Below are 24881 nucleotides of genomic sequence, written 5' to 3'. Positions count from 1 at the left end.
CTCAGCGACGAATGGGTAACCAGCCCATGATCGTACTCTCGGAGGACAGCCAGCGGACCTCCGGGCGGGACGCGCAGTCGATGAACATCACGGCCGGCAAAGCGGTCGCGGAGGCCGTTCGGACCACGCTCGGTCCGAAAGGCATGGACAAGATGCTGGTCGACTCCTCGGGCGGGGTCGTCGTCACGAACGACGGCGTGACCATCCTGAAGGAGATGGACATCGACCACCCCGCGGCGAACATGATCGTCGAGGTCTCCGAGACGCAGGAGGACGAGGTCGGCGACGGGACCACGACGGCGGTCGTCATCGCGGGCGAACTGCTCGACCAGGCCGAGGAACTCCTCGAATCCGAGATCCACGCGACGACCGTCGCGCAGGGGTACCGGCAGGCCGCCGAGAAGGCGAAGGAGATCCTCGAGGAGGAGGCCATCGACGTGGGCGAGGACGACCGCGAGACGCTCGTCGAGATCGCCTCGACGGCGATGACGGGCAAGGGCGCCGAGAGCGCCAAGGACCTCCTCGCCGAGCTCGTCGTCGACGCCGTGCTCGCCGTCGCTGACGAGGACGGCATCGACACGGAGAACGTGAGCGTCGAGAAGGTCGTCGGCGGCTCCATCGACAACTCGGAGCTCATCGAGGGCGTCATCGTCGACAAGGAGCGCGTCGACGAGAACATGCCCTACATGGTCGAGGACGCGAACGTGGTCGCCTTCGACGGCGCGCTCGAGGTCAAGGAGACCGAGATCGACGCGGAGGTCAACGTCACCGACCCCGACCAGCTCCAGCAGTTCCTCGACCAGGAGGAAAAGCAGCTCAAGGAGATGGTCGACAAGCTCGTCGACGTCGGCGCGGACGCGGTCTTCGTCGGCGACGGCATCGACGACATGGCCCAGCACTACCTCGCCAAGGAGGGCATCCTCGCCGTCCGCCGGGCCAAGAGCAGCGACCTGAAGCGCATCGCGCGCTCGACCGGGGCCCGCGTCGTCAGCAACCTCGACGACCTCGAGGAGGACGACCTCGGCTTCGCCGGCTCCGTCGCCCAGAAGGACATCGGCGGCGACGAGCGCATCTTCGTCGAGGACGTCGAGGACGCCAAGTCCGTCACGCTCGTGCTCCGCGGCGGCACTGAACACGTCGTCGACGAGGTCGAGCGGGCCATCGAGGACTCCCTCGGCGTCGTCCGCACGACGCTGGAGGACGGGAAGGTCCTCCCCGGCGGCGGCGCTCCCGAGACGGAGCTCGCCCTCGAACTCCGCGACTTCGCCGACTCCGTCGGCGGCCGCGAGCAGCTCGCCGTCGAGGCGTTCGCCGACTCGCTCGAGATCATCCCGCGCACGCTCGCCGAGAACGCCGGCCTCGACCCCATCGACTCGCTGGTCGACCTCCGGTCGCGCCACGACGGCGGCGAGTTCGACGCCGGCCTCGACGCCTACACGGGCGACGTGATCAACATGGAAGACGAGGGCGTCGTCGAGCCGCTCCGCGTGAAGACGCAGGCCATCGAGTCGGCCACCGAGGCCGCCGTCATGATCCTCCGGATCGACGACGTCATCGCCGCGGGCGACCTCTCCGGCGGCCAGGTCGGCGACGACGACGAGGACGACGACATGCCGGGCGGCGGCATGGGCGGTATGGGCGGCATGGGCGGTATGGGCGGCATGGGCGGCGCGATGTGAAGCCCGCTCTCTGAGCCGCACTCACCACCGAAACCGCCGTTCCGCACCGCTCGCGATCGGTCGGCCGATCGGCCGACGTTTCGAACCTCCGGATCCCCGTTTCTTTCGCGCAGCTAGTAGAGGGGGAGCGGCGGCTCCGATCGCCGCGAAAGCACTCCGTCCGAACGAGTCCGAAGTCCACTTGGTGTCAGACAGCTTCCGAAAAAATTATCGGATCGAGTCCGAGTATTCGTGTGGGTGTCCCACGCATGAAATCGGAACACGGGCTCAAGCGAGTGCTCTCGAAGCGGGACGTGTTCGTCCTCGCGTTCGGAGCCATGATCGGCTGGGGTTGGATCATTCAGACCGGGTACTGGATCGACGAGGCGGGCGCGCTGGGGTCGATTCTGGCGTTCGTCCTCGGCGGGATTCTCGTCGCGGCCGTCGGGCTCATCTACGGCGAGCTCGCGTCGGCGATGCCGGTCGTCGGCGGCGAGCACGCGTACAGCCTTCGAGCGCTCGGATCCCTCGGCTCGTTCGTCTGCACGTGGGCGATCATCCTCGGGTACGTGAGCGTGGTCGCCTTCGAGGCGGTCGCGCTCCCGTCGGCGCTCGCGTACCTGATCCCGGGGTTCGACGCGGTCGAGCTCTGGCGCGTGGCGGGCGTCCCCGTCTACGGGACCTGGGTCGCCGTCGGCCTGCTCGGATCGGCGGTCATGACGTACCTCAACTACATCGGCGTCCGGCCCGCGGCGCAGGTGCAGGCCGTGCTCACGGTGGTCATCGCGCTCGCGGGCGTCACGCTCGTCGGCGGCGCGGTCGCCAACGGCGGTCCGACCGGTCAGGCGCCGATGGCGGGCGCCGGCTTGGCCGGCGTGTTCACGGTCGCGCTCATGACCCCGTTCATGTTCGTCGGCTTCGACGTCATCCCGCAGGCCGCCGAGGAGGCCGACGTGTCCTCGAAGTACCTCGCGTACCTGCTCGTCGCCGCCGTCGTCTGCGCGGCGCTGTTCTACATCGCGGTCATCTGGGCGGCCGGGCGGGCGATGCCCGGCGCGGCGCTCGTCGAGAGCCCGCTGCCCGCGGCGGCGGCGATGTCGTCTCTCTTCGGAAGCGTCACGATCGGGCGGATCATGGCGCTCGCCGGCGTCGCCGGCATTCTCACGAGCTGGAACGCGTTCGTCATCGGCGGGAGTCGCGCCGTCTTCGCGCTCGCCGACTCGGGGATGCTCCCGGCCTGGCTCGCCCGGACGCACCCCGAACACGGCACGCCCGCCAACGCGGTGCTCCTCGTCGGCGGCATCGCCGCGCTCGCCCCGCTGTTCGGCGAGCAGATGCTCGTCTGGGTCGTCAACGCCGGCGGCCTCGGCATCGTCGTCGCGTGGTTCCTCGTCGTCGTCTCCTTTCTGGTGCTCCGACGGCGCGAGCCCGAGATGGACCGCCCGCTGCGCCTCCCCGCCGGGTACGCCGTCGGCGCGTTCGGCCTGCTCGTCACGCTGTTTTTCCTCACGCTCTACCTTCCGGGCGGCGGCTCGGCGCTCGCGTGGCCGTACGAGTGGGTCATCGTCGGCGCGTGGGCGGCGCTCGGCGTCGGGCTGCTCGCGCTCTCGGACGGGTCCTCGGAGGCGGCCGAACCGACACGGACGTAGGCCGCCGATCGCACGGGCGCGGCCGACGAATCCGGCCCGAACGCTGATGAGCCTCTCGGGCGACAGTGTCCCCCGATGTCGGATTACGAGGTTCACGAGCCCGAATTCTCGGGCACAACGACCGACGACTGGAGCGCGCCGCAGGAGAACGACTTCGACGCGGACGACCTCTCGGAGATCGCGGCCCACTTCGTCCTCTCGTCGTCAGGGTTCGACGACCCGGAGAACTTCACCGACCTGAAGCTCCCCGTCGTCGACCCCGACGGCAACCTGAACAGCAACGCGATCAAGACCGCCTACAGCGGCGGGCACAGCGTCGAACAGATCGACGACATCGACGACGACACGAAGGAGCGAGCCGAGGACGTTCTCGAGGGCCTCGCCGACGAGTTCGACGACCTCGACCTGGGCGGCGACGACGGCTGACGGGATCTCGGCGGCCGGTCGCGGCTTCGGGCGGCCGATCGCCCTCGAAGAACGGTCGTCGCCGCGGCGGCCCGCCCTAGAATCCCGAGCTCCGCTCGGCCAACTCGTCGAGAACGGAGTCGGCCTCCGAACCGTCCGACAGCTCCCGGAGGTTCGTGAGCGCCGCTTCCTCCTCGCGTCGGTTCGTCTCCAGGGCATCGATCGCGTCCTCGGGCGCGTCGAGCGCGCGGGCGAGACGAAGGAGGCTGTCGTACATTCGGAGTTCGAGCCGCTCGATCTTCGTCCCGGCGTCGAGGTAGAACAGCGGTCGGATCGCGTCGTTCAGGACGACGTTGTTGAACCGCTCGGTCTCGTCGACGAGGGCGTCCAGCGACGGCATCTCCCGCGTCTCCGGCTGCCGGTCGATCGCGTCGAAGGCGCGTTCGAGGCGCTCGACCTGCCGTTCCGTCTCCTCGCGGTGCGACGCGAACGCCTCGGCGACGGTTTCGTGGAGTTCTTCGTCGGCCACCTCGTCCAGCGTGTCGACCGCCACGCGGTCGCGGATCCCCTCGAGCGCGTCCGCGAGTTCGGTTTCGACGTAGTACGCGCCCCGCAGTTCGTACAGGAAGAGGTCGTGCAGCGTCTCGATGTTCATGAGGACTCCCACCGGGCTAGGGATGCGCGCGGGCTCGCATAGACGTTCTGTCCGCGAATCCGACGGGTGGCCGTCCCGAAACGGGAAACGCGAGTCAGAAGGACTGTCGGAAGTCCCGCGTCTCGCCCATGGTTGGCGGGTCGCGGTCGCTGTAGCGGGGACGGCCGACCGCGTCCCGCTGGACGCCGTTGAGCACCGCGAGTTGCAGGTCGTCCATCGTCCGGTACGTCTCGCGCCCGGAAGCGTTGAGCACCGCGTCGAGCGGTTCGGAGCCCCCGCGGGGGTAGGTGACCTCGACGTCGCCGAACTCCGAGAGGACCTCGTCCGTCGTCGCCGGGAGCTCGGTTCCGTCGAACAGGTCGAAGATCCCGTTGATGTCGAGCGAGCGGAACTTTCCGGTGGTGTCTGGCGCGTCCTCCATGGCAGTAGCGTGTTCATCGCGGACACGGATAATCGTTCTTCGAGTTGACACTTGAGACAGTCAACCGAGCGGGGAGGCTCCGTCCGAAACGAGGCGGACGGAATTTGTACTGTGGTCGTTCCGCTCGTTCCGTATGATTTGTACCGCGAGCGACCGGAGGGAGTGAGCGGCTTTTTGGTCCAGATTTTTTGCCGAGCGGTGCGCGAAGCGCACCCGAGGCAAAAAAGGTGGACGAGCACGATGGGATTTGAACTACCTGACCTTCGGTCGCTTCCGCTCCCTCGGTCCGTACTTCAAATCCCATGGCCGTCGCTTCCCGCTCACTGTCGTTCGCGGAGAAGCGAGCACGATGGGATTTGAACCCACGACCGTCGGATTAGAAGTCCGACGCTCTATCCAGACTGAGCTACGTGCCCTCACTCGGTCAAAGACGAGCCGGCATAAAAAGCGATTTGGGTTGGATCAGCCGTCGAAGCGGTACAGCGAGGTCACGTACGGGAGCCGGTTGAACATCCAGTACGCGACCGGCAGGCCGACGATCGTCACCGCGAGGAACGCCGCGACGTTCGCCCACAGCCAGCTCAGCCACCAGCCGACGAGCGCGAAGTACGCCGCCCGGACGAGCAACGAGTGCTGACCCCGGGCCGTCTCCGGAGCCGAACGCGACCGCGGCTCCCTCAGCGAGAGCACGGTGGGGACGAGGTTGATCAGCGCGACGCCGAGCGGGAGGAGCACGACCGTCGTGATCAGGAACCACGCCAGGTTGACGACGGCGGGGGTTGCCCACCAGCCGACGAGGACGAACCACAGTGCCCGAACCAGCAGGGACCGCTCGCTCATACCACTCGGAGGAGGGGTGCGAGCAAAAGCGTCGCGGACGAACAGCAAACCTAAGTCCGCGACACCAGTAGCGGGTGGTGATGAGAGTCATCGGAACCGTCGGGCTGCCGGGAAGCGGCAAGGGGGAGGCCGCCAGGGTCGCCCGCGAGGAGGGGATCCCCGTCGTGACGATGGGCGACGTGATCCGCCGGGAGTGCCGCGACCGGGGGCTCGATCCCGCCGAGCACCACGGTCGCGTCGCGCGGGCGCTCCGCGAGGAGAACGGCCCGGACGCCATCGCCGCCCGGTCGCTCCCCCTCGTCGAGGATTCCCTCGACTCGTCCGACACCGTCCTCGTCGACGGCATCCGTTCGGGCGTCGAAGTCGACCGCTTCGAGGAGGCGTTCGGCGACGACTTCCTGCTCGTGAGCATCGAAGCGCCCTTCGATCTCAGGGCCGACCGCGTCACGGAGCGCGGCCGCGACAAGCCGGCGGAGGACGGCGGCGAGGCCCTCCGCAGGCGCGACGAGCGCGAACTCGGGTTCGGCATGCGGGACGCGATGGACCGCGCCGACGTCGTGATCGAAAACACCGACACGCTGGAGGCGTTCCGGTCGCGCGTCCGCGAGATCATCCGGACGGAGGCGGGGACGGCCGACGGCGGCCGCTCGACGAGCGCCGGGGTGGAGCGATGATCTACAGCGTCGACGTCCGCATCGTCGCGCCGGTCCGCGAGACGGAGGTGACCGATCGCGTCGCCGACGCCGTCGAGAACCTCTTTCCGAACGCCGAGGTCCGGCGCGAGGCCGGCCGACTCGTCGCCGAGACGCACACGCTCGACCCGTTCTCCGACCGGCTCCACGAGCAGGAGATCCTCGACACCGCCCGCCGCGAGTTCAAAAAGCGCGCGACCGACGAGGGCTTCTCGTTCGCGCTGAAAAAGCAGGCAGCGTTCCGCGGCGTCGTCAACTTCGCCGTCGGCAGCCCCGACGAACTCGGCGACATCGAGGTCCACGTCACCGTCCGCGAGCCGAGCGTCGAGGAGTTCGTCGACCACGTCGCCCCGCCGACCGAGGACGGGATGCCCGTCGATCCCGACCGGAACCGGCGTGAACGCTGAGCCGAGAGCGCCTCGGTCGACTTCTCGGCCGCCGCCTTCTCCTCGGCCGTTCCTTTCCGTCCTCGTTCCCAGTTTCTGGTCTCCCCGGCTCCCCCGCTACGGCGCGAGGAGCACGACGAGCGCGACGCCGATGAACGCCACCTTCAGCGCGGTGTTGACCGCGACGACCTTCGTTCCGAACGACGGCCCCCAGATCCCGAACTGGAACGGGATCGAGCGCTTGAACGTCGAGACGGCGAAGGAGATGATGCCGCCGAGGAGCATCGTCGCCACCGCCTGCTCGGGCGTGAACGTCCCGCCGACGAGCGGCGCGATCGCGACCGCGCCGGCGGTCGTGTCCAGCGCGAAGACGGCGATGACCGGGATCGACGCGCCGGGGAGGCCGACGACCGTCGCGAGGGGATCGGCCGCGGCCGTCAGCGCCTCGAGGTCGTACCGTTCGACGAGTACCGCCACGACCGCGTAGACGACCGCGAGCCGCGGGACGATGCGCGACAGCGTCGGCACCGTCCGCTCCCAGGCGCGCCGAACGGTCTCCCCCGGAGGGGCGGCGTCGCCGTCCGGCCCGTCGACGTCGAGGCTCGCGCTCGGATCGACGTTCCGCTCCGAGAGCAGCAGCGCCCCCGCGAGGACCCCGACGAGGGTAATCGCCAGCGCGATTCCGGCGCGCGCGCCGACGTACAGGAGGCCGACTTCGAGCCCCAGGATCGGAATCAGCACCGGCGCGTAGAAGGTGAAGACGTGCTGGACGAACCCGAAGAACGTGTTGATCGTCACCGCGACGAGCGTCGCGCGGTCGTCGAGCGTCCCGGACTCGCGGAACTCGGCGAGCATGCCGTAGCCGGCGGTGGTGGAGGCGGCCGTCGTCAGGATGGCCGTTCCGATCTCGTCGGGGAGGTTCGCCGGCCCCGTCAGGTACCGCGAGAGACCGGCGATCCGCTCTACGACCCCGAACGCGACGAGGACGTTCGCCAGAAACACCCCGACGGCGACGAGGAGGCCGATCTGGACGACCCGCGGAAGCACCTCCGAGAGGAGCGGGACGAGCCACCCGAGCGATTCGAGAGCCTGCGCGACGAATCCCTGCACGTTCGGCGTTCGGAGGCGGGCGAACTAAGCGCCGTCGGTCCGGCCGCGTCCGAGCGTGCGTCGCGCGCGCCGCCCGTCTGAGACTCAAACGAACAGCCGCACCGCCCCGAACAGGACGAGCACGCCGAGCACGTCGCAGACGTTCGTCACGACCGGGATGACGACGTCGTCGGGGTCGAGTTCGAAGTGGTAGGCGGCGTACGTCGCCGTGAGCGTGACGAGGACGGCGAGCACCGCGAGCGCGACGCCGCTCGTGAGGGCGACGAGGACGACGGTTCCGAACGCCAGCGCCGGCTCCGAGAGGAGCCACTGGAGGAGCCACGCGCCCGCGCCGACGAACGGGAAGACGGTGACCGCGAGGCCGACGGTCGCGACCGCGTTCCCCGCGAGCTGGTCGTCGGTCGGATCGAACGTGAGCAGGCCGAGGTGGAACGCCGTGGAGAGCCGCGCGGCGAGGATGCTCCCGAGATTCCCGGCCATCCCGATGGTGACCGGCACGAGCACCAGGAGGCTCGGGTACCGCAGCAGAGTTCCCTCGAACGTGTCGAGGACGAGTCCGCTGCCCAGCTCGATCGCCGTGAGGACGACGAGCACCGGGAGCATCGCCCGCGTGATCGACCGGACGGTCCACGCCGAGGGCACGGCTAGGCACCACCGACCCCGAGCGAGAGGACGAGCCGCGCGGCGAAAAGCATCGTGGCGATGCCGACGACGTCGCCGGTCGTCGTGACGACGGGGCCGGCCAGCGTGTCCGGGTTCACCCCGCGCCGGTAGCCGACGAACACCACGCCGACCACCGCCGCGGTGAGGAGGAGCCCCGACAGCACGCCCGCGATGAGCGCGATGGCGACGAGCGTCGACAGCGGCGCAACCGACCGCGCCAGCACCGAGAGGAGCGCGTAGGCCATGACCGCCGCGAGCACGCTGATCAGGATGCCGTTCGCCAGCGCCGCGGCGACGGCGGCGTTGACGCGGCGGTCGCCGACGGAGAAGCGCGGTTCGACGAGCCCCTGGTGGAGCCCGGAGCCGAGCCGCGCGCCGAGCGATCCGTAGACGTTCCCGCGAGTCGCGAGGAGCGCGGGGACGAGCACGAGCAGACCGGGGATGACGCGGAGCTCCTCTTCCATCCCTCCCAGCACCACGCCGGCGAACAGCCCGCCGACGGCGCTGAGCGTCAGCACCGGGAGCGCCTCCCGGTACGCACTGACAGAGACCTCGCGGATCGTCATGTGGGGACGGACGGACGCGACGGTTAAAAGTCAGGTGTGTACGAACGTACCGCGGAGCGCGGCGACCGGAGCGGAGCCGGTCCGCAGTCGGCTACGCCGTGCCGACGCCGGACCGACGATCGCGCGTCGCGAGAAGCGCGGCGACCAACGCGGTCGAGAGGCACGCCGAGACGAAAAGGCCGCCGAACGCGACGTCGAAGCCGGCCCCGTCGGAGAGGGCGCCGACGAGCGCGGGCGACGCCGCGCCGGCGGCCATGCTGGCGGTGCGGACGATGCCGAGGGTGCCGCCGGTCAGAGACTGGGGGATGATGGCGACGAGGTACGCGCCCCGAACCGGCCGGTAGCCGTGCCCGCCGACGCCGAACAGGAGGACGCCCGCGGCGAGCGCGAGCGGGGTCGAACCGACGAGCAGGACCGCGAGGCCGGCGGCCGCCACCGCGAGCAGTGCGGCGATCACCGACAGCCGGCCGACCCGGTCGCTCAGCTCGCCGGTCCCCATCTGCACGACGCTGACGAGGAACAGCGCGCTGTAAAACAGGCTCGCGAGCGCCGGCGACAGCCCGGCCTCGTCGGTCAGATACAGCGGGAGGAACGCCACCGCCCCGTTGTAGGCGGCGGAGAACAGCACGGTCGCGGCGACGAACGCGGCGAACCGCCGGTCGGCGAACCGCGCCGTGTACCTGCGCCAGGATCGATCGCCGTCGTCGGGGCTCGCGTCGCCGCCGGACGGGAGCCGTCGCGGGACGCGTCGGGCGAACAGGACGGTCAGACAGGCGCCGGCGACGCCGCTCGCGAGAAAGAGCGCGCCCCACCCGGGAGCGCCGGCGACGGCGACGACCGCGGCGGGGGCCGCCGCCCCGCCGAACGCCCCGACGGTGTCGAGCGCGCCCAGCGCGCGGCCGGTCCGCTCGGGATAGATCGTCGAGAGGAGTCGGACGGCGACGGTCTTGTGCACCCCGGTACCGAGGCCGACCAGGACCGCGCCCCCGACGAGCACGAGAAACGACGGCGGGGCGACCAGCGCGATCGCCGCGGCGGAGGCGACGAGCGCGCCGGCGGCGATGACTCGCACCGACCCCAGTCGGTCGGCGAGCGCCCCGGCCGGAAACTGCATCGCGGTGTACGCGACCATCAGCGCGCTGAAGGTCGCCCCGAGCGCCGCGTTCGAAACCCCGAACGTCTCCCGGAGGGTGCCGAAGAGCGGAGGAAACGCGTACCGGAGGAACTTCGCCAGAAACCAGAGCAGCGCCGTCAGCGCGAGGGCGTCGAATCGGGCGAGACCTCGGAGGCGAAGTGCCATCGTCCGGGCGGAGGCGGCGGTCGACAAAAAGGGGACGGAAAGCGGCGGTCGGCAACGGACGGTGCTCTGACGGAGGACGGCGTTCCGTCGGCCTTTACGGCCGACGGATCAGTCGCCGAACGGTCCCATGCCGCCCATGCCGCCGCCGCCCTGCTTTTCGAGCTTCTTCATCATCCGCTTCATGTCGCCGTCGCCCATGCCCTGGAACTGCTTGAGCGTCTGGTCCATCATCTTGTGCTGCTCGAGCAGCTCGCGGACCGTCTCCTCGTCCTTGCCGCTGCCGCGGGCGATGCGCCGGATCCTGCTCGCGCCGACGGAGCGCGGGTTTTCGAGCTCCGCGTCCGTCATCGAGTCCATGATCACCTCGAAGGAGCGCATCCGGTCCTGGGTGACGTCCATCGCGTCGTCGGGCAGCTGATCCATCAGCCCGCCGCCGAGTCCGGGGATCATGTCGAGGACCTGGTCGAGCGGACCCATCCGGTTCATCGCCTCCATCTGCTTTTGCATGTCCTTCAGGGTGAACTTCCCCCGCATGATGTCCTCGGGGTCCCAGTCGTCGTCGGCCTCCTGGGTCTCGGCCATCGCGCGCTCGACGCGCTCGGACAACTGCTTGAGGTCACCCATCCCGAGCAGGCGCGAGATGAACCCGTTCGGCTCGAAGCGCTCTATGTCCTGCACCGTCTCGCCGGTGCCGAGGAAGGCGATGGACGAGTCCGTCTCGTTGACGGCCGTCAGCGCGCCGCCGCCCTTCGCGGTCCCGTCGAGCTTCGTGATGACGACGCCGCCGATGCCGATCGCCTCGTCGAACTCGCGCGACTGCTCTTTCGCCCCGTGACCGATCGCCGCGTCGAGGACGAGCAGGCTCAGGTCCGGGTCGACGACGTTCTCGATCTCCTCGATCTCCGCGATGAGGTCCGCTTCGAGCGCGTGGCGGCCCGCGGTGTCAACGATGTGGACGTCGGCGCTCTCTGTCGCTTCCAGTCCGTCGCGGGCGATCGTCACCGGATCCTCCTCGTCGGGGTCGCCGTAGAACTCCACCTCGGCGCGCTCGCACATCTGCTTGGCCTGGTCGTACGCGCCGGGGCGGAACGTGTCGGTCTGGATGACCGCCGGGCGGAGCCCCTTCTTCGAGAACCACCACGCCATCTTGGCCGCGGAGGTGGTCTTCCCCGAGCCCTGCAGGCCGGCGAGCAGGATCGTCTGCGGTTCGAGCGGGATCTCGGTCGAGTCGCCGACGACGGCGACCATCTCCTCGTAGACGATCTTGAGGACGTGGTCGCGGGCGCTCGTTCCCGCCGGCGGATCCTCCTCCAGCGCGCGGGTCTTGATGGAGTTCGAGAGGTCCATCACGAGGCCGACGTCGACGTCGGCCTGGAGGAGCGACCGCTGGATCTCCTTGACGATTTCCTCGACGTCCTCCTCGTCGAGGCGGGTCTTCCCCCGCAGCTTGTCCATCGTGCCGCGGAGGGACGTCCCGAGATCGTTGAGTACCATTACCCCGGGCTACGGTTCCGAGCCGGTAAAGCCTTTATTCGTCCGTCGCGCCGGACGGTCGGCGCGAGCGAGGCGGACGCCGGAGAGCTCGCGTGTCGAGGAGCTATTCGACGAGTCCCGCGACCGCGAGGAGCTCCTCGACGAGGAGCCAGTGCATGTTCACGCGAACCGGGAGCGGGAGGTCCTCGTAGGTCTCGACGAGGAAGCTCGGCGCTTCCAACTCCTCGGCCGCCTTCGTGACGAACAGGCTGCTCGGGTCGGAAACGAGTTCCGAGGTGACGTCGGTGTAGAACTCGTGCTGCTCGACCGGCCGGGGGACGAAGAACTCGTTCACCGGTTCGACGGCGCGCTCGGCGATCTCCCGTTCGGCCAGTTCGTCGTCCGCGCCGGTGTAGAAGACGGCCTGCCCGCCGCCGGACGGCTCGCGGCCGTAGAGTCCGGGCGTCTCGTGGAGGTCGATCACGACGTCGGGCTCGATCATGCGCGTCTCGTTCCAGAGCGTTCGGGCCGGTTCCGTCGTCGGCGTCTCGCCGGCCGGGAACTGCCGGTTCAGGTCGCCGTTCGGCTCGGCCCGCGACCCGGCCTCGACCGCCGGAGCGTTCGCCTCGGGGATCACGACCGCCCGCCCCGCGTCGACGGTCAGGTGCGCGGCGAGGGCGCGCGCCGCGGCGTAGCCGGCCGCCTCGTCCCCGTGGATACCGCCGACGACGAGCGCCGTCGGACCCGGTTCGACTGAATCGACGTGGTAAACGTCGGTTTCGTACTCGGTCCCTTCGAGGATCGTGTGCCGACCGCGCTTGGGGTCGGACGCCGAGGATTCGGAGGGCTCGCGGGCCGAAGCGGGCGCACTGCCGAGGGCGGCGAGGGTCAGACCGCCCGCGGCGGCGCGCAGAAACGTTCTCCTGGAGGGACTGTCTTCTGACATCGTAATATCGGAATTAATATTGTAATTTTAAACTTTTGGCAGATAGATTACTATTTTTAGATGAAATACCCGATTCCAGACACCAGGCGGGGAGGCGAAGCCGGGTTCGACCACGTCGAGGCGGTCGACCTGCCGCCGTACCACTACGGCGCGGCGTTCGAACGCTGAGCGCGGCGGACCGCACGCCGTTCGCCGCCGCGGATTTACGTGAGCCCGACGTACGTTCGGCTATGACCGGCGACACCACGGTCGACATCGACATCGAGGAGGCGGCGCACATGAGCATCACCCCGGACGAACTGCGCGAGGAGGACGACGGCTACTACATCGAGTGTCCCGAGTGCGGGACGCCGACGCGGTTCGTCCGCATCGTCGAAACCGGGCGCTGTGCGGGGTACGGGGGCGACACGGGCTGCACGGCGAAGCTCGCGGTCGACCTCCTCTGGATCTCCTGACCTGCCGGCGCCTGCCGCTCCGCTCCCGGTTTCGCGCGTCCTCCGCGTCGTCCGGTTCGTCCCGTTCCGCGGTTACCAGACGCTCGCCAGGTACTCCTCCAGTCGGGTGAACGCGACGTCGTGGTCGCGTCGCAGCGCCGCCAGATCCACGTCGTAGCCGCGCTCGTTGAACCACTCGAACATGGTCGCCATCTCCTCGCCGCGGCGCTCTCGTAGCCCGTCGATCGGGACGTGCTCGACCGCCATCTCGACGCCGAGCACGTCGGCGAACCGGGCGGCCGCCGCCTGGAGGGTGAGCTCGTCGCTCGCCAGTTCGAACACCTCGCCGACGTACTCGTCGGGCTTCCCGAACGCCTCCGCGACGATCGCGCCGACGTTGTCGACGTCGACCATCTGGAGCGGCACGCGCGGCCGGAGCGCCATCGCCAGCCGACCGTCTTCGATCGCCTCGCGCATCCCCTCGAAGTTCTGCACGAAGAAGACCGGTCGGACGATCGTCGCCGGGAGGTCGAGTTCCCGAACGCGCTCTTCGACCTCGTACTTCGAGTCGAAGTGCGGGATTCCGGTGTCCCGATCGGCTCCCGCGACGGAACTGAGCACGAAGTGATCGACCTCGGCGGCGGCGGCGGCCTCCGCCATGGTGACGCCCTGTTCGACCTCGGCCTCGACGCCGCCGGCCTCGAAGAACGTCGTCACGCAGTAGACGCCGTCGACGTCGGCCACCAGCGGATCGAGCGCCTCCCGGTCCGTCATGTCGCCCTCGACGACCTCCGCGCCGCGCCGAGCGAGGAGTTGCGCGCCGTCACTCCCGGCGTTCCGGGTCAGGGCGTGGACCTCGACGCCCCGCTCTAAGAGGTGATCGGCGACCGCGCCCCCCTGCGTGCCGGTCGCGCCCGCGACGAGTACGGATTCGACTGCCATGTCGCTCGTACGGTTGCGGCGGAGATAACTCCTCTCCGATGCGGAAGAGAGGGTCTTCGGGTGCGACCGGATCGTCTCAGCGTCGATCCGGCACCTCGTCGAACGTCCCGCGCTCCGAGGCGCGCAGGTCGAACGCGGCCCGAGGTGGGACGATTATCCGGAAACGCCGCCGGACGGCCGCGGAACGGTCGAGCAGCCGCCGGCGCTACTCGCCGTCGGCTTCGCCCAGCAGCCGGTCGACCAACAGCTCGGGATCGAAGCGCTCGATGTCGTCGTACCCCTGGCCGGTGCCGAGAAAGAGGATCGGCTTGCCGGTGACGTAGGCGATGGAGATGGCCGCGCCGCCGTTGGAGTCGGCGTCGGCCTTGGTGAGGATCGCCCCGTCGATCTCCGCCGCCTCGTCGAACTTCTTGGCGCGCTGGACCGCGTCCTGGCCGGCGACGGCCTCGTCGACGAACAGCGTCATGTCCGGGTCGACGACGCGGTCGATCTTCTCGAGCTGCGCCATCAGGTCGTTGCTCGTGTGCAGGCGGCCCGCCGTGTCGCCGAGCACGACGTCGACGTCGTGGGCGTCGGCGTACTCGACGGCGTCGTAGATGACCGCCGCCGGGTCGCCGCCCTGCTCGTGGGAGATGAGCTTCCGCCCGAGGTTGTCGGCGTGCTTCTGGATCTGCTCGTTCGCCCCCGCGCGGTAGGTGTCGCCGTTGGCGAGCACCGTCGAGAGCCCGCGCTCCTCGAAGTACTCCGAGAGCTTCGCGATGCTCGTCGTCTTGCCGACGCCGTTGACGCCGGTGAAGATGATCGTGACCGGCTTTTCGGCCTCGCGGACGCGCTCGTCGAAGTCGAACTGGCCGACGCTGATGACGTCGAGCAGCGCGTCGCGCAGCGCCACCTCGACGAGCTCCGCGGTCGTCTCGACCTGCGCCCGCGTCTCGCCGATCATCTTCTCGCGGAGCGTGTCGAGGATCTCCTCGGCGACGTTCAGCTCGACGTCGCTTTCGAGGAGCGCCATCTCGAGGTCCCAGAGCGGCCCTTCGAGGTCCTCCTCCTCGATGATGATCTTCCCGGTGGCGAACGCCTTCGCGCGCTTGAACCGGCTGATCGTCGATCCCGAGTCGCCCTCGGCGTCGTCGGTCTCGTCATCTCCTCGACCGGCCTCGTCGACTTCGGACGCGGCGTCGGCGGGCGGCGACTCGGGTTCCGGTTCCCGCCTCGACGCGCCGGCGCCCCCGGTCGCCTCCGACGGCTCCGCGGCTTCGGCCCCCTCGGCGGACGCGTCGACCGTCGAGCCGGTCGAAGCCGCCGCGTCGGTTCCCTCCGCCGCGGGCGCCACCGCGGAATCGTCGGCCGGGGGGGGCCCCTCGCCGGAGCCGGCGCGGTCCGCCCCGATGTCGCCGTCGGTCGCGGTTTCCGCCGCGGTTTCTTCAGTTGCGACCTCGGCCGCGCCGTCTTCGGCCGCCGCTTCCTCCGCCTTCTCCTCGGCGGTGTCCTCGACGTCCTGGCGGAAGCGGTTTAGTTTCTCTTTCAGCCCGTCGAACATCGGCGGTTACTCGTCCTCGTCTTCCTGTTGCAGTTGCTGCATCTGCTGGAGCTGCTGCTGCTGGAGCTGCTGTTGCATCTCCTGGGCCTGCTGTTCGATCTCCTCGCCCTCGTCTTCGAGGTCCTCGATCTCGCCGCGCACCTCGGCGATGCGCTGATCCAGGAGATCCTGCTTGCGACGGAGCACCTCGATGGCGTCGTTCTGCTCCTGTTCGGCCGCGTAGCCGCCGCCGAGGTCGACGATGACCTCGTCGATGTCCTGGATCTCCGCGCGGAGGTACGCGCCGCCGCCGAGCGGCACCTGCACGGTCGAGCCTGACTCCAGCGTCTCGATCGCCTCGATCGCCTCGTCCGTCTCCGACTTCTCGGACTGCAGCTCCTCGATGTCGCCTTCGAGCGCTTCGATCTCCTGGTCGATCGCCTGCAGTTCCTGCGAGAGCTGCTGCAGCTGCTGCTGTCCGCCGCCCATCATTCGCACATCACGTCCGTTTCGAGGTTCCGCCGGCCGGCCTGCGATCGGAAGCGGCCGCTGACAGTGTGCTGATTCATGAAAGGACATGCGGCAGCGAGCGGGAAGTATCTTCCTACTCGGGAATCGAAACCCGCGGCGCTAGTCGAGGTAGCCGAGGGCGTCCTCGATGCGCCCGAGTTCGGGGCCGGTCGTGTCCTGCCCCGCGACGTAGCCGGCGTCGTTCGCGACGAGTCCCGAGCCGACGAGGGGACCGCCGTAGTTTATCGTCCCGATGTCGGCGCGGACGCCGAGGTGTTCCTCCAGCGCCTGCAGCTCGGGCTCGCGCGACTTCGGGTGACAGAGGACGCCCCTGTTGGTCGCCACCGCGGCGGTGCCGACGGTTCGGACGTCGCCGAGCGAACCCCGCTCGACGGGGACGGAGAGCGCCTCCTCGACCGCGGCGACGGCATCGTCGTCCAGCTCCGGGTGTACCCAGGCACCGTAGTCGTTCGCGAGCACGACGTTCCCCGCCGCGTTGATGCGGCCGGGGAGCTCGACGACCGGCAGGTCGACGACGTCGGCGATCTCCTCCCGCTCGCGGTCGGTCGCGCGGCTGGAGACGAGCACGCCGTTCTCGTTGCCGGTGGCGAGCGCGCCGACGGTTCCGGAGCCGTCGATGGTCGTCTGCAGGGCGCGGACGTCGAGCTCGTCGGCCATGTCGGCGACGAGTTCGTCGCCCGCGTCCGGGCGCACGAGGAGCACGTCGTCGGTGGCGCGGGCGAAGACGCCCACGTACGACGAGCCGACGAAGGAGGCGCGAAGCACTGTTACCCGGCCGGTTCGGCCTCGACGACGGCTTCGCCGTCCTCTTCGAAGCGGGCGGCGCGCACGCGGAGCTTCCGCGGCGGCTTCTGCCGGCCGCGCGCCCAGACGGCTTCGTTGAGGGCGGGGTCGAGGCGGACGTCGCCCTCGTCGACCTTGAAGTGCTTCGCGAGGTGCTCGCGGACGAGCGTCATCGCCCTGTCTGCGCGCTTCTGGACCGGTTCGTTCTTGACGCCGCGGAGCGGGACCGTGACGACTCGCTCTTCGAAATCGCTCGCGCTCATTATTCGTCGGTGTCGCTCCGCCGCCAGCTACGGCGCTTGGGGTTTCGCGTCACCTGCATGTCGGTCTTGAGCATGACCCACGCGGGAACGCGGCTGTTCTGGCGCTCGAGTTTCGCCAGACGCTTCTTCTTCGCCTTCGATTTCTTGCCCATAGTGGCTTTGACTTCCCCTGCGCGCCATAAAATCTTGTTCCTTCGCGTCTCGCCCCCGGAGCGCACCGCCGAACCGCCGCAGTCTCCCCCGTAACGCCTCTACGAGGGGCGGCGCGGGCGGCGGGCACCAGGTACATGTCCATCGAGAGACAACACGTCGACATGGCGCGAAACTTCCGCGGCGAGGACGACGGAAAGCGCGTCGTCGACCACGAGGGCAACGAGGTCGGCACCGTCGAACTGACGGGCGATTCGGACGAGTACGCCGACATGAAGTCGGCGCCGGGCATCACGAAGGGGATAAAGGAGATGCTCGGGTGGGGATCGGACGACGACAGCGGCCGGCTCCACGGCGAGCACGTCGAGGAAGTGACCGACGAGGAGGTCCGCCTCAGGGAACCGCAGGAGCGGCGGGAGTAAGTCGGCGGACGGCGGTGGCCGCCCAAAGCGACGGTCACAGCCCGAAGCGACTCACCGTCGAGTACTCGGGGCCGTCGGGCGTCAGCGTGCTCTCCTTCAGCCGGATCTGATCGACCCGAAACGAGCCGAGCGACGCGTCGTGACCCTCGACCGTTCGGCGGACGAGGTCCTTCCCGCGCGCGTCGTTCATCCGGGCGAGCGTCACGTGCGGCGTGAACTCGTGATCCTCCGGTTCGAACCCGAGCGCCGTCGTCTCGCGCTCTACCGCCTCGTGGAGTCGCGTCATCTCGGGCGCCCCGTCCCCGACGCCCGCCCAGACGACGCTGATGTAGTCCAGGCTCGGGAAGACGCCGAGGCCGGCGAGAGTCGCCTCGAACGGATCGACGCCGGCGTCGTCGACCGCGGTCTCGATCGCGTCCTCGACCGCCGACACACGGTCTTCGGGCGTCTCGCCGAGGAACTTCAGCGTCACGTGTGCCTGGTCGGGGTCGACGAACCGGAGCCCCTCTGCGTCCCGCAGGCGGTCCTGAACGTCCGCGATCGCCGCGGAAAGCGAGTCGGGGAGGTCGATACTTACGAACAGACGCATGACCGAGTATCGAACGACGGGGCGGTTAACGTTCGGGGTCGGCGCGCCGAAGACCCGACCGGCGGCGCTTCGGGACGGATCGGGTGCGGATTCTTTTATACGAGGATGAACCAGACCCCCCGTGACCTGACGACCGCCGCGAAGCGGTCCGCGGAAGCACGGCACCCCGCTTCGCGTTTCGCTCCCGCGCTCCGTGCCGTCTGTTCGCAAGCGAAGCGGCGTGCGGTGGCTACTCCGCCCCTCCCTCGGCGCTACTCGGCGAGGAGTCCGGCTCCTTCGACTCGCATGACGGCCTCGCCGTCCGGGAGGTTCGGCGCGTCGACCAGCCGGACGATCCGCTTCGTCCCCTTCGAGTTCTTCAGGTAGAGGCGGAAGCTGGAGGCGTGACCCAGGACGTTCCCGCCGATCGGGCGGGTCGGATCGCCGAAGTACGAATCGGGGTTGCTCTGGACCTGGTTCGTGACGACGACGGCCGCGTTGTACAGGTTGGCGATCCGAACGAGGTCGTGGAGGTGCTTGTTGAGCTTCTGCTGGCGCTCGGCGAGGGTGCCTCGCCCAACGTACTCCGCGCGGAAGTGCGCCGTGAGCGAGTCCACGCACAGCAGCCGCACCGGCCACTCCGTCTCCTCGTACTCCGCGGCGAGCTCCTTGGCCTTCTCGGCCAGGAGGATCTGGTGGTTCGAGTTGAACGCCTTCGCCACGTGGATGTGATCGAGGAAGTCGGCGACGAGCTCCTCCATCGCGCCCCCGTCGTCCGGCGAACCCTCGATTCCGCGACGTTCGAACTCGCTCGCGAGTACCTCGTCGTCGAGGCCGCGGACCATGTCGTCGATGCGCTCGGGCCGGAACGTGTCCTCGCTGTCGACGAACAGCGCGCTCCCGGCGAGCCCGCCGTGCTCCCGGGGAAGCTGAACGTTCACCGCGAGCTGGTGGGTGATCTGCGACTTGCCGACGCCGAACTGCCCGTACACTTCGGTGATCGACTGCGTCTCGACGCCGCCGCCGAGGAGGTCGTCGACCGCCGGGACGCCCCAGCGTAGCTTGCCGATCGTCTCGCGACGCCGGAGGACCGCCGCGCCGGTTTCGAACCCGCCGACGTCGGCCGCCTTCCGGGCCGCCCGGATGATGTCGGCCGCGCTGTTTTCGCCGATGTCCGCCGCGTCCGAGAGCTCCCCCGGACTCGCGACCGCGATCCCCTTGTAGGAGTCGTAGCCCGCCTCGCTGAGCTTCTCCGCGGTCGCCGGTCCGACGCCGGGGAGGTTTTCGAGAGTAACCGTCGCTGCCATGCTCTCCGTAGTCCTCGAACGAGGATAAACCGTCGCCAACAGCAGGGTGAAAGTGAACCGAGGGAGTCCGACGCGCGCTTATCCCGGCTCCAGAGCCACGATTTCGGGCCCCTCGATCACTTACGATCGAGCGCGGAAGTGATCGCTTTCGCCGCGTCCGATTCGCTCGCGGTCCCCGCCGGAGCGATCTACTCCGACGGGTCTCGCGCCTCCCACGTGCGCTCCACGGAGACGAGATCGGTCCCCTCGAACGTCAGCCGGTAGACGTCCGGCGTCGAAAGCTCGCGCCGGAACGCCTCGCCGTACCGGTGGTCGTACGCGTTCAGCACGAGCGTCATGATCGTCCCGTGCGTTCCGACGGCCACCCGTCGGCCCGCGAAGCGATCCAGCACGCGCTCGACCGCCGCCACCCCCCGGCGCTGCGCCTCGCGGTTGGACTCGCCGCCGGGGAGCGAGGCGTCGAAGTCGTCCCACAGCGCCGCGGTCGCGCCCGCGGAATCCTCGACGCGGCCGTCGGCGAGGCGTCGCTCTTTGAAGTCCGAGTCGACGACGATGGCGGTTTCAAGCGCCTCCGCGAGCGGTTCGACCGTCTGGACGGCCCGCAGGTACGGGCTGGAGACGACCGCGTCGCACTCTCCGGCGAGCAGCGCCGCGAAGCGGGCGGCGTCCCGGCGGCCGCGCTCGGAGAGCTCCCGCGTCGCTTCGAGATCGCGGACGCGGGGGGCGTGGGCGTGACGGACGAGCGAGACGATCGTCTGCATCGGACGTTCTTCGACGGAGGTAATCGAAATGATAGTTTCGCTTCGCGCGCAGGACGTAGCGCTTAACCGCGGCGACCGCCAAGCCCGGGGCATGAAAGACGGCGACCGACCGCATCGCTACTCCGAAGGACAGGGGTTCAGCGATGACTACGACGAATTCTCGCTCGACCCGCCGGAGCTCAAGGTCGATCCGACGAAGGTCGATCCGGTCGATTCGCACGCGCTGACCGACATCCTCGATCGGCGGAACGTGGACCGCGACGACGTGGACGTCCAGGGGCTCATCGAGGTCGGCCTCGCGTACATGCAGATCCACCGCTTCGAGGAGGCCACCGAGACGTTCGAGCGCGCCGGACGCTTCGCCGAGGAAGACAGCCTCGACGCCCAGGAGGCGTGGGTGAACAAGGGCGTCGCCCACGCCGAACTGGAGGAGTACGACGAGGCGATCGGCGCGTACCGCGAGGCGCTCCGCATCGACGACGACTCCGAACACGCCGCCACGGCGGAGACCAACCTGGCGTACGCGCTGTGGGAGTCCGGCTACACCGAGCAGGCGCTCGAACACGCCGAGCGCGCGGTCGAGATCGACCCCCGGTTCGCGCAGGCGTGGTACAACCGCGGGTACTTCCTCTCGGAACGCGGCCTCCACGAGGACGCGCTCACCGCCCTCGACAACGCCATCCGGCTCGGTATGCGCGACGCCGAGGTGCTGGAGGAGAAGGCGATCGCGCTGGAGGAGCTCGGAGAGGACGAGGAGGCCGAACAGGTCCAACAGCGGGCCGACGAGCTGCGCGAGGAGGCCGAACAGCGCCTCGTCGAGGAGTACTGATGCTCGTCCGCGAACGCGAGACGCCCGAGGGGCTCCTGGTTTCGGTCTGCGACCCCGACTGCCTCGGCGAGACGTACCGGAACGGGAAGGTGACGCTCACCGTCACGGAGGACTTCTACGGCGGCGAGGAGGCCACCCTCGCCGACGCCGACGCCGTCGTCGACAGCCTCACCCGCGCGACCGTCGCGAACATCGTCGGCGAGAAGGCGGTCGGGATCGCCGTCGAGGCGGGCATCATCGACGAGGAGACGGTGCTCGACGTCGGCGAGACGCGCCACGCGCAGCTGCTCTGGATGCGCTGACGTCGGACCGCCGCGCCGACGATCGCCGCGCACGTAACCGGTTTCGGTTTCTTCCGCCCGGTCGGACCGAAGGGATGTTGATGGTAGAGTTCCTGCTAGTCGACAATGAGTACGCAGGAACAGTACCCGATCGACGTCGAGGCCGTCCGGGAGGATTTCCCGATCCTGCGGCGGAAGGTCGGCGGCGACGTCACCACGCCTGGCGAGGGCCCGGACGACACGAAGCCGCTCGTGTACCTCGACAACGCCGCGACGAGCCAGACCCCGAAGCAGGTGGTAGAAGCCATCGTGGACTACTACTACGGTTACAACTCGAACGTCCACCGCGGCATCCACCACCTGAGCCAGGAGGCCTCCGTCGCCTACGAGGAGGCGCACGACCGCGTCGCCGAGTTCATCGGCGCGTCCGGCGGCCGCGAGGAGGTCGTCTTCACGAAGAACACCACCGAGGCGATGAACCTCGTCGCCTACGCGTGGGGGCTGAACGAACTCGGTCCGGGCGACCGGATCGTGCTCACCGAGATGGAGCACCACGCCTCGCTCGTCACCTGGCAGCAGATCGGCGAGAAGACGGGCGCGGAGGTGAAGTACGTCCGCACCGACGACGAGGGGCGGCTCGACATGGATCACGCGCGCGATCTTATCGACGGGGACACGAAGCTCGTGAGCGCGGTCCACATCTCGAACACCCTCGGCACGGTGAACCCCGTCGCCGAGCTGGCCGACGTGGCCCACGAGGTCGGCGCGTACGTCTTCGTCGACGGCGCGCAGTCCGTCCCGACCCGGCCGGTCGACGTCGAGGAGATCGACGCCGACTTCTTCGCCTTCTCCGGGCACAAGATGTGCGGACCGACCGGCATCGGCGTCCTCTACGGGAAGCGCCACGTCCTCGATGAGATGGAGCCGTACCTCTACGGCGGCGAGATGATCCGCAAGGTCACCTACGAGGAGTCGACGTGGGAGGACCTCCCGTGGAAGTTCGAGGCCGGCACGCCGCCGATCGCGCAGGGAATCGGCCTGCACGCGGCCGTCGACTACCTCGACGACCTCGGGATGGACAACGTGAAGAGGCACGAGGAGCTCCTCGCCGAGTACGCATACGATCGCCTCGCGGCGTTCGACGACGTCGAGATCTACGGCCCGCCGGGCGACGACCGCGGCGGGCTGGTCGCGTTCAACCTCGAGGGTGTCCACGCCCACGACCTCTCCAGCATCCTCAACGACCACGGGGTCGCCATCCGCGCGGGCGACCACTGCACGCAGCCGCTGCACGACAAACTCGGCGTCGCGGCCTCGACGCGGGCGTCGTTCTACGTGTACAACACCCGCGAGGAGATCGACGCGCTGATCGACGCGGTCGACGACGCGCGCCAGCTGTTCGCATAGAGTCACCGCCCCGACGCATCTGCCCGCACCCGCTTCCGCCGCCTACTTATTTCTCGCCGCCTCCCCTTCCGAGTGTTCGACATGGCGCTCGAACTCACCTGCTGCGACTGCGGTCGAACCGCGCCGGCGGCCCCGCCGGTCGCCGACTACCGGTGCGAGTGCGGCGAGCACCTCTGGGTCCGTACCGACCCCCGTGGTTTCGACTGGAACTCGACGGTCGACGCGCCGGGCGTGTGGCGGTACGGGGCGCTGTTGCCCGCCGCCTCCCCCGGCGGCGTCGCCGACGCGGCCGGCGGAACGCCGCTCGTCAGGACGCCGAGCCTCGACGATCCGGGCGGCGTTCGCGTCCACGTGAAGGACGAGGGCGAGAACCCGACCGGGAGTTTCAAGGACCGCGGCAGCGCGCTCGGCGTCGCGCTCGCGCTGGAGACGGGGGTCGAAACCGTCGGCACCGTCTCGCACGGCAACATGGCGATGAGCACCGCCGCGCACGCGGCGAGCGCCGGGCTGGACTGCGTAGTGCTCGTGCCGGACGACATCCCGGCGGAGCGGCTCGGGATCATCGCGCAGTACGGCCCGACCGTCCTCCGCGTCGAGGGGGACTACGGGCGGCTGTACGAGGAGTCCCTCCGGCTCGGCGAGGAGCGCGGCGTCGCCTTTCTCAACTCCGACGCGCCGCTCCGCGTCGAGGGGCAGAAGACCACGATGCTGGAGATCTGCGAGGCGTTCGCCCCCGAAGCGCCCGACGCCGTCATCGTTCCGGTCAGCAGCGGCGGCCACGCGAGCGGCGTCTGGAAGGCCGCCCGCGAACTCGCCGCCGCCGGAGCGATCGACCGCGCCCCGCGGCTCTACTTCGCGCAGGCCGCCGCGTGCGCCCCGATCGCCGAGGCGTTCGAGGCGGGCGCGAACGAGGTGAAGCCCGTCGACGCGGGGGAGACGGTCGCGTACTCCATCGCCAACGCCGATCCGCCGAGCGGGCGACGGGCGCTCGTCGCCGCGCGAGAGACGGGCGGCGCGGTCGTCGCGGTGACGGACGGCGAGATCCTGGACGCCAGGGACGAGTTCGCGCGCGCCGCGGGGTTCTGCGTCGAGACCTCGTCGGCGACGGCGCTGGCGGCGGCGCGAAAGCTGGCGTCGGAGGGCGAACTCGGCGCGGACGAAGACGTCGTGCTCGTCGCGACGGGGAGCGGGTTCAAGGAGGCGCGGACCGGAGCGGGCGACGAGACCGAGACGGTCGCGCTCTCGGACCTCGACGAGCGTCTGGCGAAGCGGTAGTCGGCCGGCGACCGGCGGGACGGGAGGCGATTGAGGTCCGGCGGGCACCGACGACCGCAGCCTCGGCACCGGGGTGATCCGCCGCCCCGGGAAGAGCCGGACGCGCGGGACGTCTCCCCGGAATCCTTTTACAGCGCACTCGCCTAGCCCAGTTCAACTATGGGTATGGGCTCGGACATGTACCGGCAGCAGATTCTGGATCACTACAAGAATCCCCGGAACTACGGGGAGCTTCCGGACGCGACGTTCTCGCACGTCGGCGAGAACCCCTCCTGCGGCGACACGATCCGGATCGACGTGCGCCTCGAAGACGACGACGAGACCATCGAACGCGTCGCCTTCTCCGGGGACGGCTGCGCGATCAGCCAGGCCAGCGCGAGCATGCTCTCCCAGCGCCTGCCGGGCGCGACGCTGTCGGAGCTGAAGGAGATGGACCGCGACGACGTGATCGACATGCTCGGCGTCGACATCAGCCCGATGCGGATCAAGTGCGCCGTGCTCGCCGAGAAGGTGGCGCAGGACGGCGCGATGATCTACGAGGGCGAGATCGAGATCGAGGAGACGACGACCGAAGACGACGTCTGACCGCTCTCTTCTTCGGATCCTACCGACGCGGGGAGCGCGGCGGAGCGCGTCCGAACTGTT

General features: G+C 69.3%; 30 protein-coding genes and 1 tRNA gene. 12 read left to right on the top strand and 19 right to left on the bottom strand.

The window, feature by feature from the left end; all coding sequences use genetic code 11:
- The first annotated feature begins 26 nt into the window (after positions 1 to 26).
- The 3 genes from thsA (at position 27) to CNO20_RS05370 (ending at position 3733) form a co-directional block, all read left to right on the top strand.
- Positions 27 to 1679 (top strand): thermosome subunit alpha, encoded by a 1653-nt coding sequence (thsA, locus tag CNO20_RS05380; RefSeq protein WP_101295126.1) that lies wholly within the window; start codon positions 27 to 29, stop codon positions 1677 to 1679.
- A 248-nt stretch (positions 1680 to 1927) separates the two neighbouring features.
- Positions 1928 to 3307, top strand: coding sequence for an APC family permease (locus tag CNO20_RS05375; protein WP_101295125.1), 1380 nt, complete (start codon positions 1928 to 1930; stop codon positions 3305 to 3307).
- Positions 3308 to 3382: 75 nt separating this feature from the next.
- Complete coding sequence (locus CNO20_RS05370) at positions 3383 to 3733, top strand: hypothetical protein (RefSeq protein ID WP_101295124.1); 351 nt, start codon at positions 3383 to 3385, stop codon at positions 3731 to 3733.
- Between the two features lie 76 nt (positions 3734 to 3809).
- Here CNO20_RS05370 and CNO20_RS05365 read toward each other — a convergent pair whose 3' ends face one another.
- From CNO20_RS05365 to CNO20_RS05350, 4 genes are all read right to left on the bottom strand, one after another.
- Positions 3810 to 4379, bottom strand: a complete 570-nt coding sequence (locus CNO20_RS05365; RefSeq protein ID WP_101295123.1) for a YciE/YciF ferroxidase family protein — start codon at positions 4377 to 4379, stop codon at positions 3810 to 3812.
- 82 nt (positions 4380 to 4461) lie between these two features.
- Complete coding sequence (locus tag CNO20_RS05360) at positions 4462 to 4788, bottom strand: DUF5789 family protein (protein ID WP_101295122.1); 327 nt, start codon at positions 4786 to 4788, stop codon at positions 4462 to 4464.
- 341 nt (positions 4789 to 5129) lie between these two features.
- Positions 5130 to 5204 (bottom strand) — tRNA-Arg (locus tag CNO20_RS05355).
- A gap of 46 nt (positions 5205 to 5250) precedes the next feature.
- Positions 5251 to 5628, bottom strand: coding sequence for a YccF domain-containing protein (locus CNO20_RS05350; RefSeq protein ID WP_101295121.1), 378 nt, complete (start codon positions 5626 to 5628; stop codon positions 5251 to 5253).
- A gap of 80 nt (positions 5629 to 5708) precedes the next feature.
- Here CNO20_RS05350 and CNO20_RS05345 point away from each other — a divergent pair, with 80 nt between their 5' ends.
- Together CNO20_RS05345 and CNO20_RS05340 are read left to right on the top strand one after the other, a co-directional pair.
- Positions 5709 to 6302 (top strand): AAA family ATPase, encoded by a 594-nt coding sequence (locus CNO20_RS05345; protein ID WP_101295727.1) that lies wholly within the window; start codon positions 5709 to 5711, stop codon positions 6300 to 6302.
- Positions 6299 to 6727 (top strand): RNA-binding domain-containing protein, encoded by a 429-nt coding sequence (locus CNO20_RS05340; RefSeq protein ID WP_101295120.1) that lies wholly within the window; start codon positions 6299 to 6301, stop codon positions 6725 to 6727. Before CNO20_RS05345 ends, CNO20_RS05340 begins: the two co-directional genes overlap by 4 nt.
- 96 nt (positions 6728 to 6823) lie before the next feature.
- On the opposite strand, the gene CNO20_RS05335 is transcribed toward CNO20_RS05340, so the two are convergent.
- The 6 genes from CNO20_RS05335 to CNO20_RS05310 all read right to left on the bottom strand — a co-directional run bounded on the left by CNO20_RS05335 (position 6824) and on the right by CNO20_RS05310 (position 12764).
- Positions 6824 to 7816, bottom strand: a complete 993-nt coding sequence (locus tag CNO20_RS05335) for a nucleoside recognition protein (protein WP_101295119.1) — start codon at positions 7814 to 7816, stop codon at positions 6824 to 6826.
- Between the two features lie 84 nt (positions 7817 to 7900).
- Positions 7901 to 8419: a magnesium transporter gene (locus CNO20_RS05330; protein ID WP_101295726.1), complete on the bottom strand. Its 519-nt coding sequence runs from the start codon at positions 8417 to 8419 to the stop codon at positions 7901 to 7903.
- Positions 8420 to 8460: 41 nt separating this feature from the next.
- Positions 8461 to 9045: a magnesium transporter gene (locus CNO20_RS05325; RefSeq protein WP_101295118.1), complete on the bottom strand. Its 585-nt coding sequence runs from the start codon at positions 9043 to 9045 to the stop codon at positions 8461 to 8463.
- Between the two features lie 91 nt (positions 9046 to 9136).
- Positions 9137 to 10345, bottom strand: coding sequence for an MFS transporter (locus CNO20_RS05320; RefSeq protein ID WP_101295117.1), 1209 nt, complete (start codon positions 10343 to 10345; stop codon positions 9137 to 9139).
- 108 nt (positions 10346 to 10453) lie between these two features.
- Entirely contained in the window at positions 10454 to 11839 is a 1386-nt protein-coding gene (locus CNO20_RS05315; RefSeq protein ID WP_101295116.1) for a signal recognition particle protein Srp54, read from the bottom strand.
- 103 nt (positions 11840 to 11942) lie between these two features.
- Positions 11943 to 12764 (bottom strand): M99 family carboxypeptidase catalytic domain-containing protein, encoded by an 822-nt coding sequence (locus CNO20_RS05310; protein ID WP_101295115.1) that lies wholly within the window; start codon positions 12762 to 12764, stop codon positions 11943 to 11945.
- 230 nt (positions 12765 to 12994) lie between these two features.
- Here CNO20_RS05310 and CNO20_RS05305 point away from each other — a divergent pair, with 230 nt between their 5' ends.
- Entirely contained in the window at positions 12995 to 13219 is a 225-nt protein-coding gene (locus CNO20_RS05305) for a hypothetical protein (protein ID WP_101295114.1), read from the top strand.
- Between the two features lie 72 nt (positions 13220 to 13291).
- On the opposite strand, the gene CNO20_RS05300 is transcribed toward CNO20_RS05305, so the two are convergent.
- The 6 genes from CNO20_RS05300 to CNO20_RS05275 form a co-directional block, all read right to left on the bottom strand.
- Entirely contained in the window at positions 13292 to 14140 is an 849-nt protein-coding gene (locus CNO20_RS05300) for an NmrA/HSCARG family protein (protein ID WP_101295113.1), read from the bottom strand.
- Positions 14141 to 14345: 205 nt separating this feature from the next.
- A complete protein-coding gene (ftsY, locus tag CNO20_RS05295; protein ID WP_101295112.1) occupies positions 14346 to 15680 on the bottom strand; it encodes a signal recognition particle-docking protein FtsY in 1335 nt (444 codons plus the stop codon).
- Between the two features lie 6 nt (positions 15681 to 15686).
- Positions 15687 to 16148, bottom strand: a complete 462-nt coding sequence (gene pfdA, locus CNO20_RS05290; protein ID WP_101295111.1) for a prefoldin subunit alpha — start codon at positions 16146 to 16148, stop codon at positions 15687 to 15689.
- Positions 16149 to 16289: 141 nt separating this feature from the next.
- The gene (locus CNO20_RS05285) at positions 16290 to 16955 is read right to left on the bottom strand and encodes a translation initiation factor IF-6 (protein WP_101295110.1); all 666 of its coding nucleotides are present in this window, start codon (positions 16953 to 16955) and stop codon (positions 16290 to 16292) included.
- A gap of 2 nt (positions 16956 to 16957) precedes the next feature.
- On the bottom strand, positions 16958 to 17236 hold the full coding sequence (locus CNO20_RS05280; RefSeq protein WP_101295109.1) for a 50S ribosomal protein L31e: 279 nt from the start codon (positions 17234 to 17236) through the stop codon (positions 16958 to 16960).
- Entirely contained in the window at positions 17236 to 17388 is a 153-nt protein-coding gene (locus CNO20_RS05275) for a 50S ribosomal protein L39e (RefSeq protein ID WP_101295108.1), read from the bottom strand. The genes CNO20_RS05280 and CNO20_RS05275 overlap by 1 nt, the downstream gene beginning before the upstream one ends.
- Before the next feature lie 162 nt (positions 17389 to 17550).
- Here CNO20_RS05275 and CNO20_RS05270 point away from each other — a divergent pair, with 162 nt between their 5' ends.
- On the top strand, positions 17551 to 17808 hold the full coding sequence (locus CNO20_RS05270) for a hypothetical protein (protein ID WP_143423147.1): 258 nt from the start codon (positions 17551 to 17553) through the stop codon (positions 17806 to 17808).
- Positions 17809 to 17842: 34 nt separating this feature from the next.
- Here CNO20_RS05270 and thpR read toward each other — a convergent pair whose 3' ends face one another.
- The 3 genes from thpR to CNO20_RS05255 all read right to left on the bottom strand — a co-directional run bounded on the left by thpR (position 17843) and on the right by CNO20_RS05255 (position 20444).
- Positions 17843 to 18397 carry an RNA 2',3'-cyclic phosphodiesterase gene (gene thpR, locus CNO20_RS05265; RefSeq protein WP_101295106.1) on the bottom strand — a complete coding sequence of 185 codons (555 nt, stop codon included), beginning with the start codon at positions 18395 to 18397 and terminating at the stop codon, positions 17843 to 17845.
- A 251-nt stretch (positions 18398 to 18648) separates the two neighbouring features.
- Positions 18649 to 19683 (bottom strand): DNA repair and recombination protein RadA, encoded by a 1035-nt coding sequence (gene radA, locus CNO20_RS05260; protein WP_101295105.1) that lies wholly within the window; start codon positions 19681 to 19683, stop codon positions 18649 to 18651.
- A 188-nt stretch (positions 19684 to 19871) separates the two neighbouring features.
- Positions 19872 to 20444, bottom strand: a complete 573-nt coding sequence (locus CNO20_RS05255; protein ID WP_101295104.1) for a histidine phosphatase family protein — start codon at positions 20442 to 20444, stop codon at positions 19872 to 19874.
- Between the two features lie 91 nt (positions 20445 to 20535).
- On the opposite strand from CNO20_RS05255, the gene CNO20_RS05250 reads away from it, so the two are divergent.
- The 5 genes from CNO20_RS05250 (at position 20536) to sufU (ending at position 24821) form a co-directional block, all read left to right on the top strand.
- Positions 20536 to 21273, top strand: a complete 738-nt coding sequence (locus CNO20_RS05250) for a tetratricopeptide repeat protein (RefSeq protein WP_101295103.1) — start codon at positions 20536 to 20538, stop codon at positions 21271 to 21273.
- A complete protein-coding gene (locus CNO20_RS05245) occupies positions 21273 to 21575 on the top strand; it encodes a DUF424 domain-containing protein (RefSeq protein WP_101295102.1) in 303 nt (100 codons plus the stop codon). Before CNO20_RS05250 ends, CNO20_RS05245 begins: the two co-directional genes overlap by 1 nt.
- Positions 21576 to 21680: 105 nt before the next feature.
- Positions 21681 to 22961, top strand: coding sequence for a bifunctional cysteine desulfurase/selenocysteine lyase SufS (gene sufS, locus CNO20_RS05240; RefSeq protein WP_101295101.1), 1281 nt, complete (start codon positions 21681 to 21683; stop codon positions 22959 to 22961).
- An 81-nt stretch (positions 22962 to 23042) separates the two neighbouring features.
- Positions 23043 to 24236, top strand: a complete 1194-nt coding sequence (gene thrC, locus CNO20_RS05235; protein ID WP_101295725.1) for a threonine synthase — start codon at positions 23043 to 23045, stop codon at positions 24234 to 24236.
- 159 nt (positions 24237 to 24395) lie between these two features.
- Positions 24396 to 24821, top strand: a complete 426-nt coding sequence (gene sufU, locus CNO20_RS05230; RefSeq protein ID WP_101295100.1) for a Fe-S cluster assembly sulfur transfer protein SufU — start codon at positions 24396 to 24398, stop codon at positions 24819 to 24821.
- The last annotated feature ends 60 nt before the right edge of the window (positions 24822 to 24881 follow it).

It is taken from the genome of Halegenticoccus soli (assembly GCF_002844195.1).
GTDB classification, from domain to species: Archaea; Halobacteriota; Halobacteria; order Halobacteriales; family Haloferacaceae; genus Halegenticoccus; species Halegenticoccus soli.
Note: the sequence above shows the minus strand (reverse complement) of the source record. Positions and strands in the feature narration are given on the sequence as shown.

Bases quoted from the DNA above. Each gene is read 5' to 3' on its own strand.
- CNO20_RS05305 (WP_101295114.1), top strand. From the start codon at position 12,995: ATGACCGGCGACACCACGGTCGACATCGACATCGAGGAGGCGGCGCAC.
- CNO20_RS05300 (WP_101295113.1), bottom strand. From the start codon at position 14,140: ATGGCAGTCGAATCCGTACTCGTCGCGGGCGCGACCGGCACGCAGGGG.
- CNO20_RS05350 (WP_101295121.1), bottom strand. From the start codon at position 5,628: ATGAGCGAGCGGTCCCTGCTGGTTCGGGCACTGTGGTTCGTCCTCGTC.
- thpR (WP_101295106.1), bottom strand. From the start codon at position 18,397: ATGCGTCTGTTCGTAAGTATCGACCTCCCCGACTCGCTTTCCGCGGCG.
- CNO20_RS05270 (WP_143423147.1), top strand. From the start codon at position 17,551: ATGGCGCGAAACTTCCGCGGCGAGGACGACGGAAAGCGCGTCGTCGAC.
- ftsY (WP_101295112.1), bottom strand. From the start codon at position 15,680: ATGTTCGACGGGCTGAAAGAGAAACTAAACCGCTTCCGCCAGGACGTC.
- CNO20_RS05310 (WP_101295115.1), bottom strand. From the start codon at position 12,764: ATGTCAGAAGACAGTCCCTCCAGGAGAACGTTTCTGCGCGCCGCCGCG.
- CNO20_RS05320 (WP_101295117.1), bottom strand. From the start codon at position 10,345: ATGGCACTTCGCCTCCGAGGTCTCGCCCGATTCGACGCCCTCGCGCTG.
- CNO20_RS05340 (WP_101295120.1), top strand. From the start codon at position 6,299: ATGATCTACAGCGTCGACGTCCGCATCGTCGCGCCGGTCCGCGAGACG.
- CNO20_RS05315 (WP_101295116.1), bottom strand. From the start codon at position 11,839: ATGGTACTCAACGATCTCGGGACGTCCCTCCGCGGCACGATGGACAAG.
- thsA (WP_101295126.1), top strand. From the start codon at position 27: ATGATCGTACTCTCGGAGGACAGCCAGCGGACCTCCGGGCGGGACGCG.
- sufU (WP_101295100.1), top strand. From the start codon at position 24,396: ATGGGTATGGGCTCGGACATGTACCGGCAGCAGATTCTGGATCACTAC.
- pfdA (WP_101295111.1), bottom strand. From the start codon at position 16,148: ATGGGCGGCGGACAGCAGCAGCTGCAGCAGCTCTCGCAGGAACTGCAG.
- CNO20_RS05345 (WP_101295727.1), top strand. From the start codon at position 5,709: ATGAGAGTCATCGGAACCGTCGGGCTGCCGGGAAGCGGCAAGGGGGAG.
- CNO20_RS05325 (WP_101295118.1), bottom strand. From the start codon at position 9,045: ATGACGATCCGCGAGGTCTCTGTCAGTGCGTACCGGGAGGCGCTCCCG.
- thrC (WP_101295725.1), top strand. From the start codon at position 23,043: ATGGCGCTCGAACTCACCTGCTGCGACTGCGGTCGAACCGCGCCGGCG.
- radA (WP_101295105.1), bottom strand. From the start codon at position 19,683: ATGGCAGCGACGGTTACTCTCGAAAACCTCCCCGGCGTCGGACCGGCG.
- CNO20_RS05375 (WP_101295125.1), top strand. From the start codon at position 1,928: ATGAAATCGGAACACGGGCTCAAGCGAGTGCTCTCGAAGCGGGACGTG.
- CNO20_RS05330 (WP_101295726.1), bottom strand. From the start codon at position 8,419: ATGCTCCCGGTGCTCGTCGTCCTCACGGCGATCGAGCTGGGCAGCGGA.
- CNO20_RS05245 (WP_101295102.1), top strand. From the start codon at position 21,273: ATGCTCGTCCGCGAACGCGAGACGCCCGAGGGGCTCCTGGTTTCGGTC.
- CNO20_RS05370 (WP_101295124.1), top strand. From the start codon at position 3,383: ATGTCGGATTACGAGGTTCACGAGCCCGAATTCTCGGGCACAACGACC.
- sufS (WP_101295101.1), top strand. From the start codon at position 21,681: ATGAGTACGCAGGAACAGTACCCGATCGACGTCGAGGCCGTCCGGGAG.
- CNO20_RS05255 (WP_101295104.1), bottom strand. From the start codon at position 20,444: ATGCAGACGATCGTCTCGCTCGTCCGTCACGCCCACGCCCCCCGCGTC.
- CNO20_RS05360 (WP_101295122.1), bottom strand. From the start codon at position 4,788: ATGGAGGACGCGCCAGACACCACCGGAAAGTTCCGCTCGCTCGACATC.
- CNO20_RS05250 (WP_101295103.1), top strand. From the start codon at position 20,536: ATGAAAGACGGCGACCGACCGCATCGCTACTCCGAAGGACAGGGGTTC.
- CNO20_RS05275 (WP_101295108.1), bottom strand. From the start codon at position 17,388: ATGGGCAAGAAATCGAAGGCGAAGAAGAAGCGTCTGGCGAAACTCGAG.
- CNO20_RS05280 (WP_101295109.1), bottom strand. From the start codon at position 17,236: ATGAGCGCGAGCGATTTCGAAGAGCGAGTCGTCACGGTCCCGCTCCGC.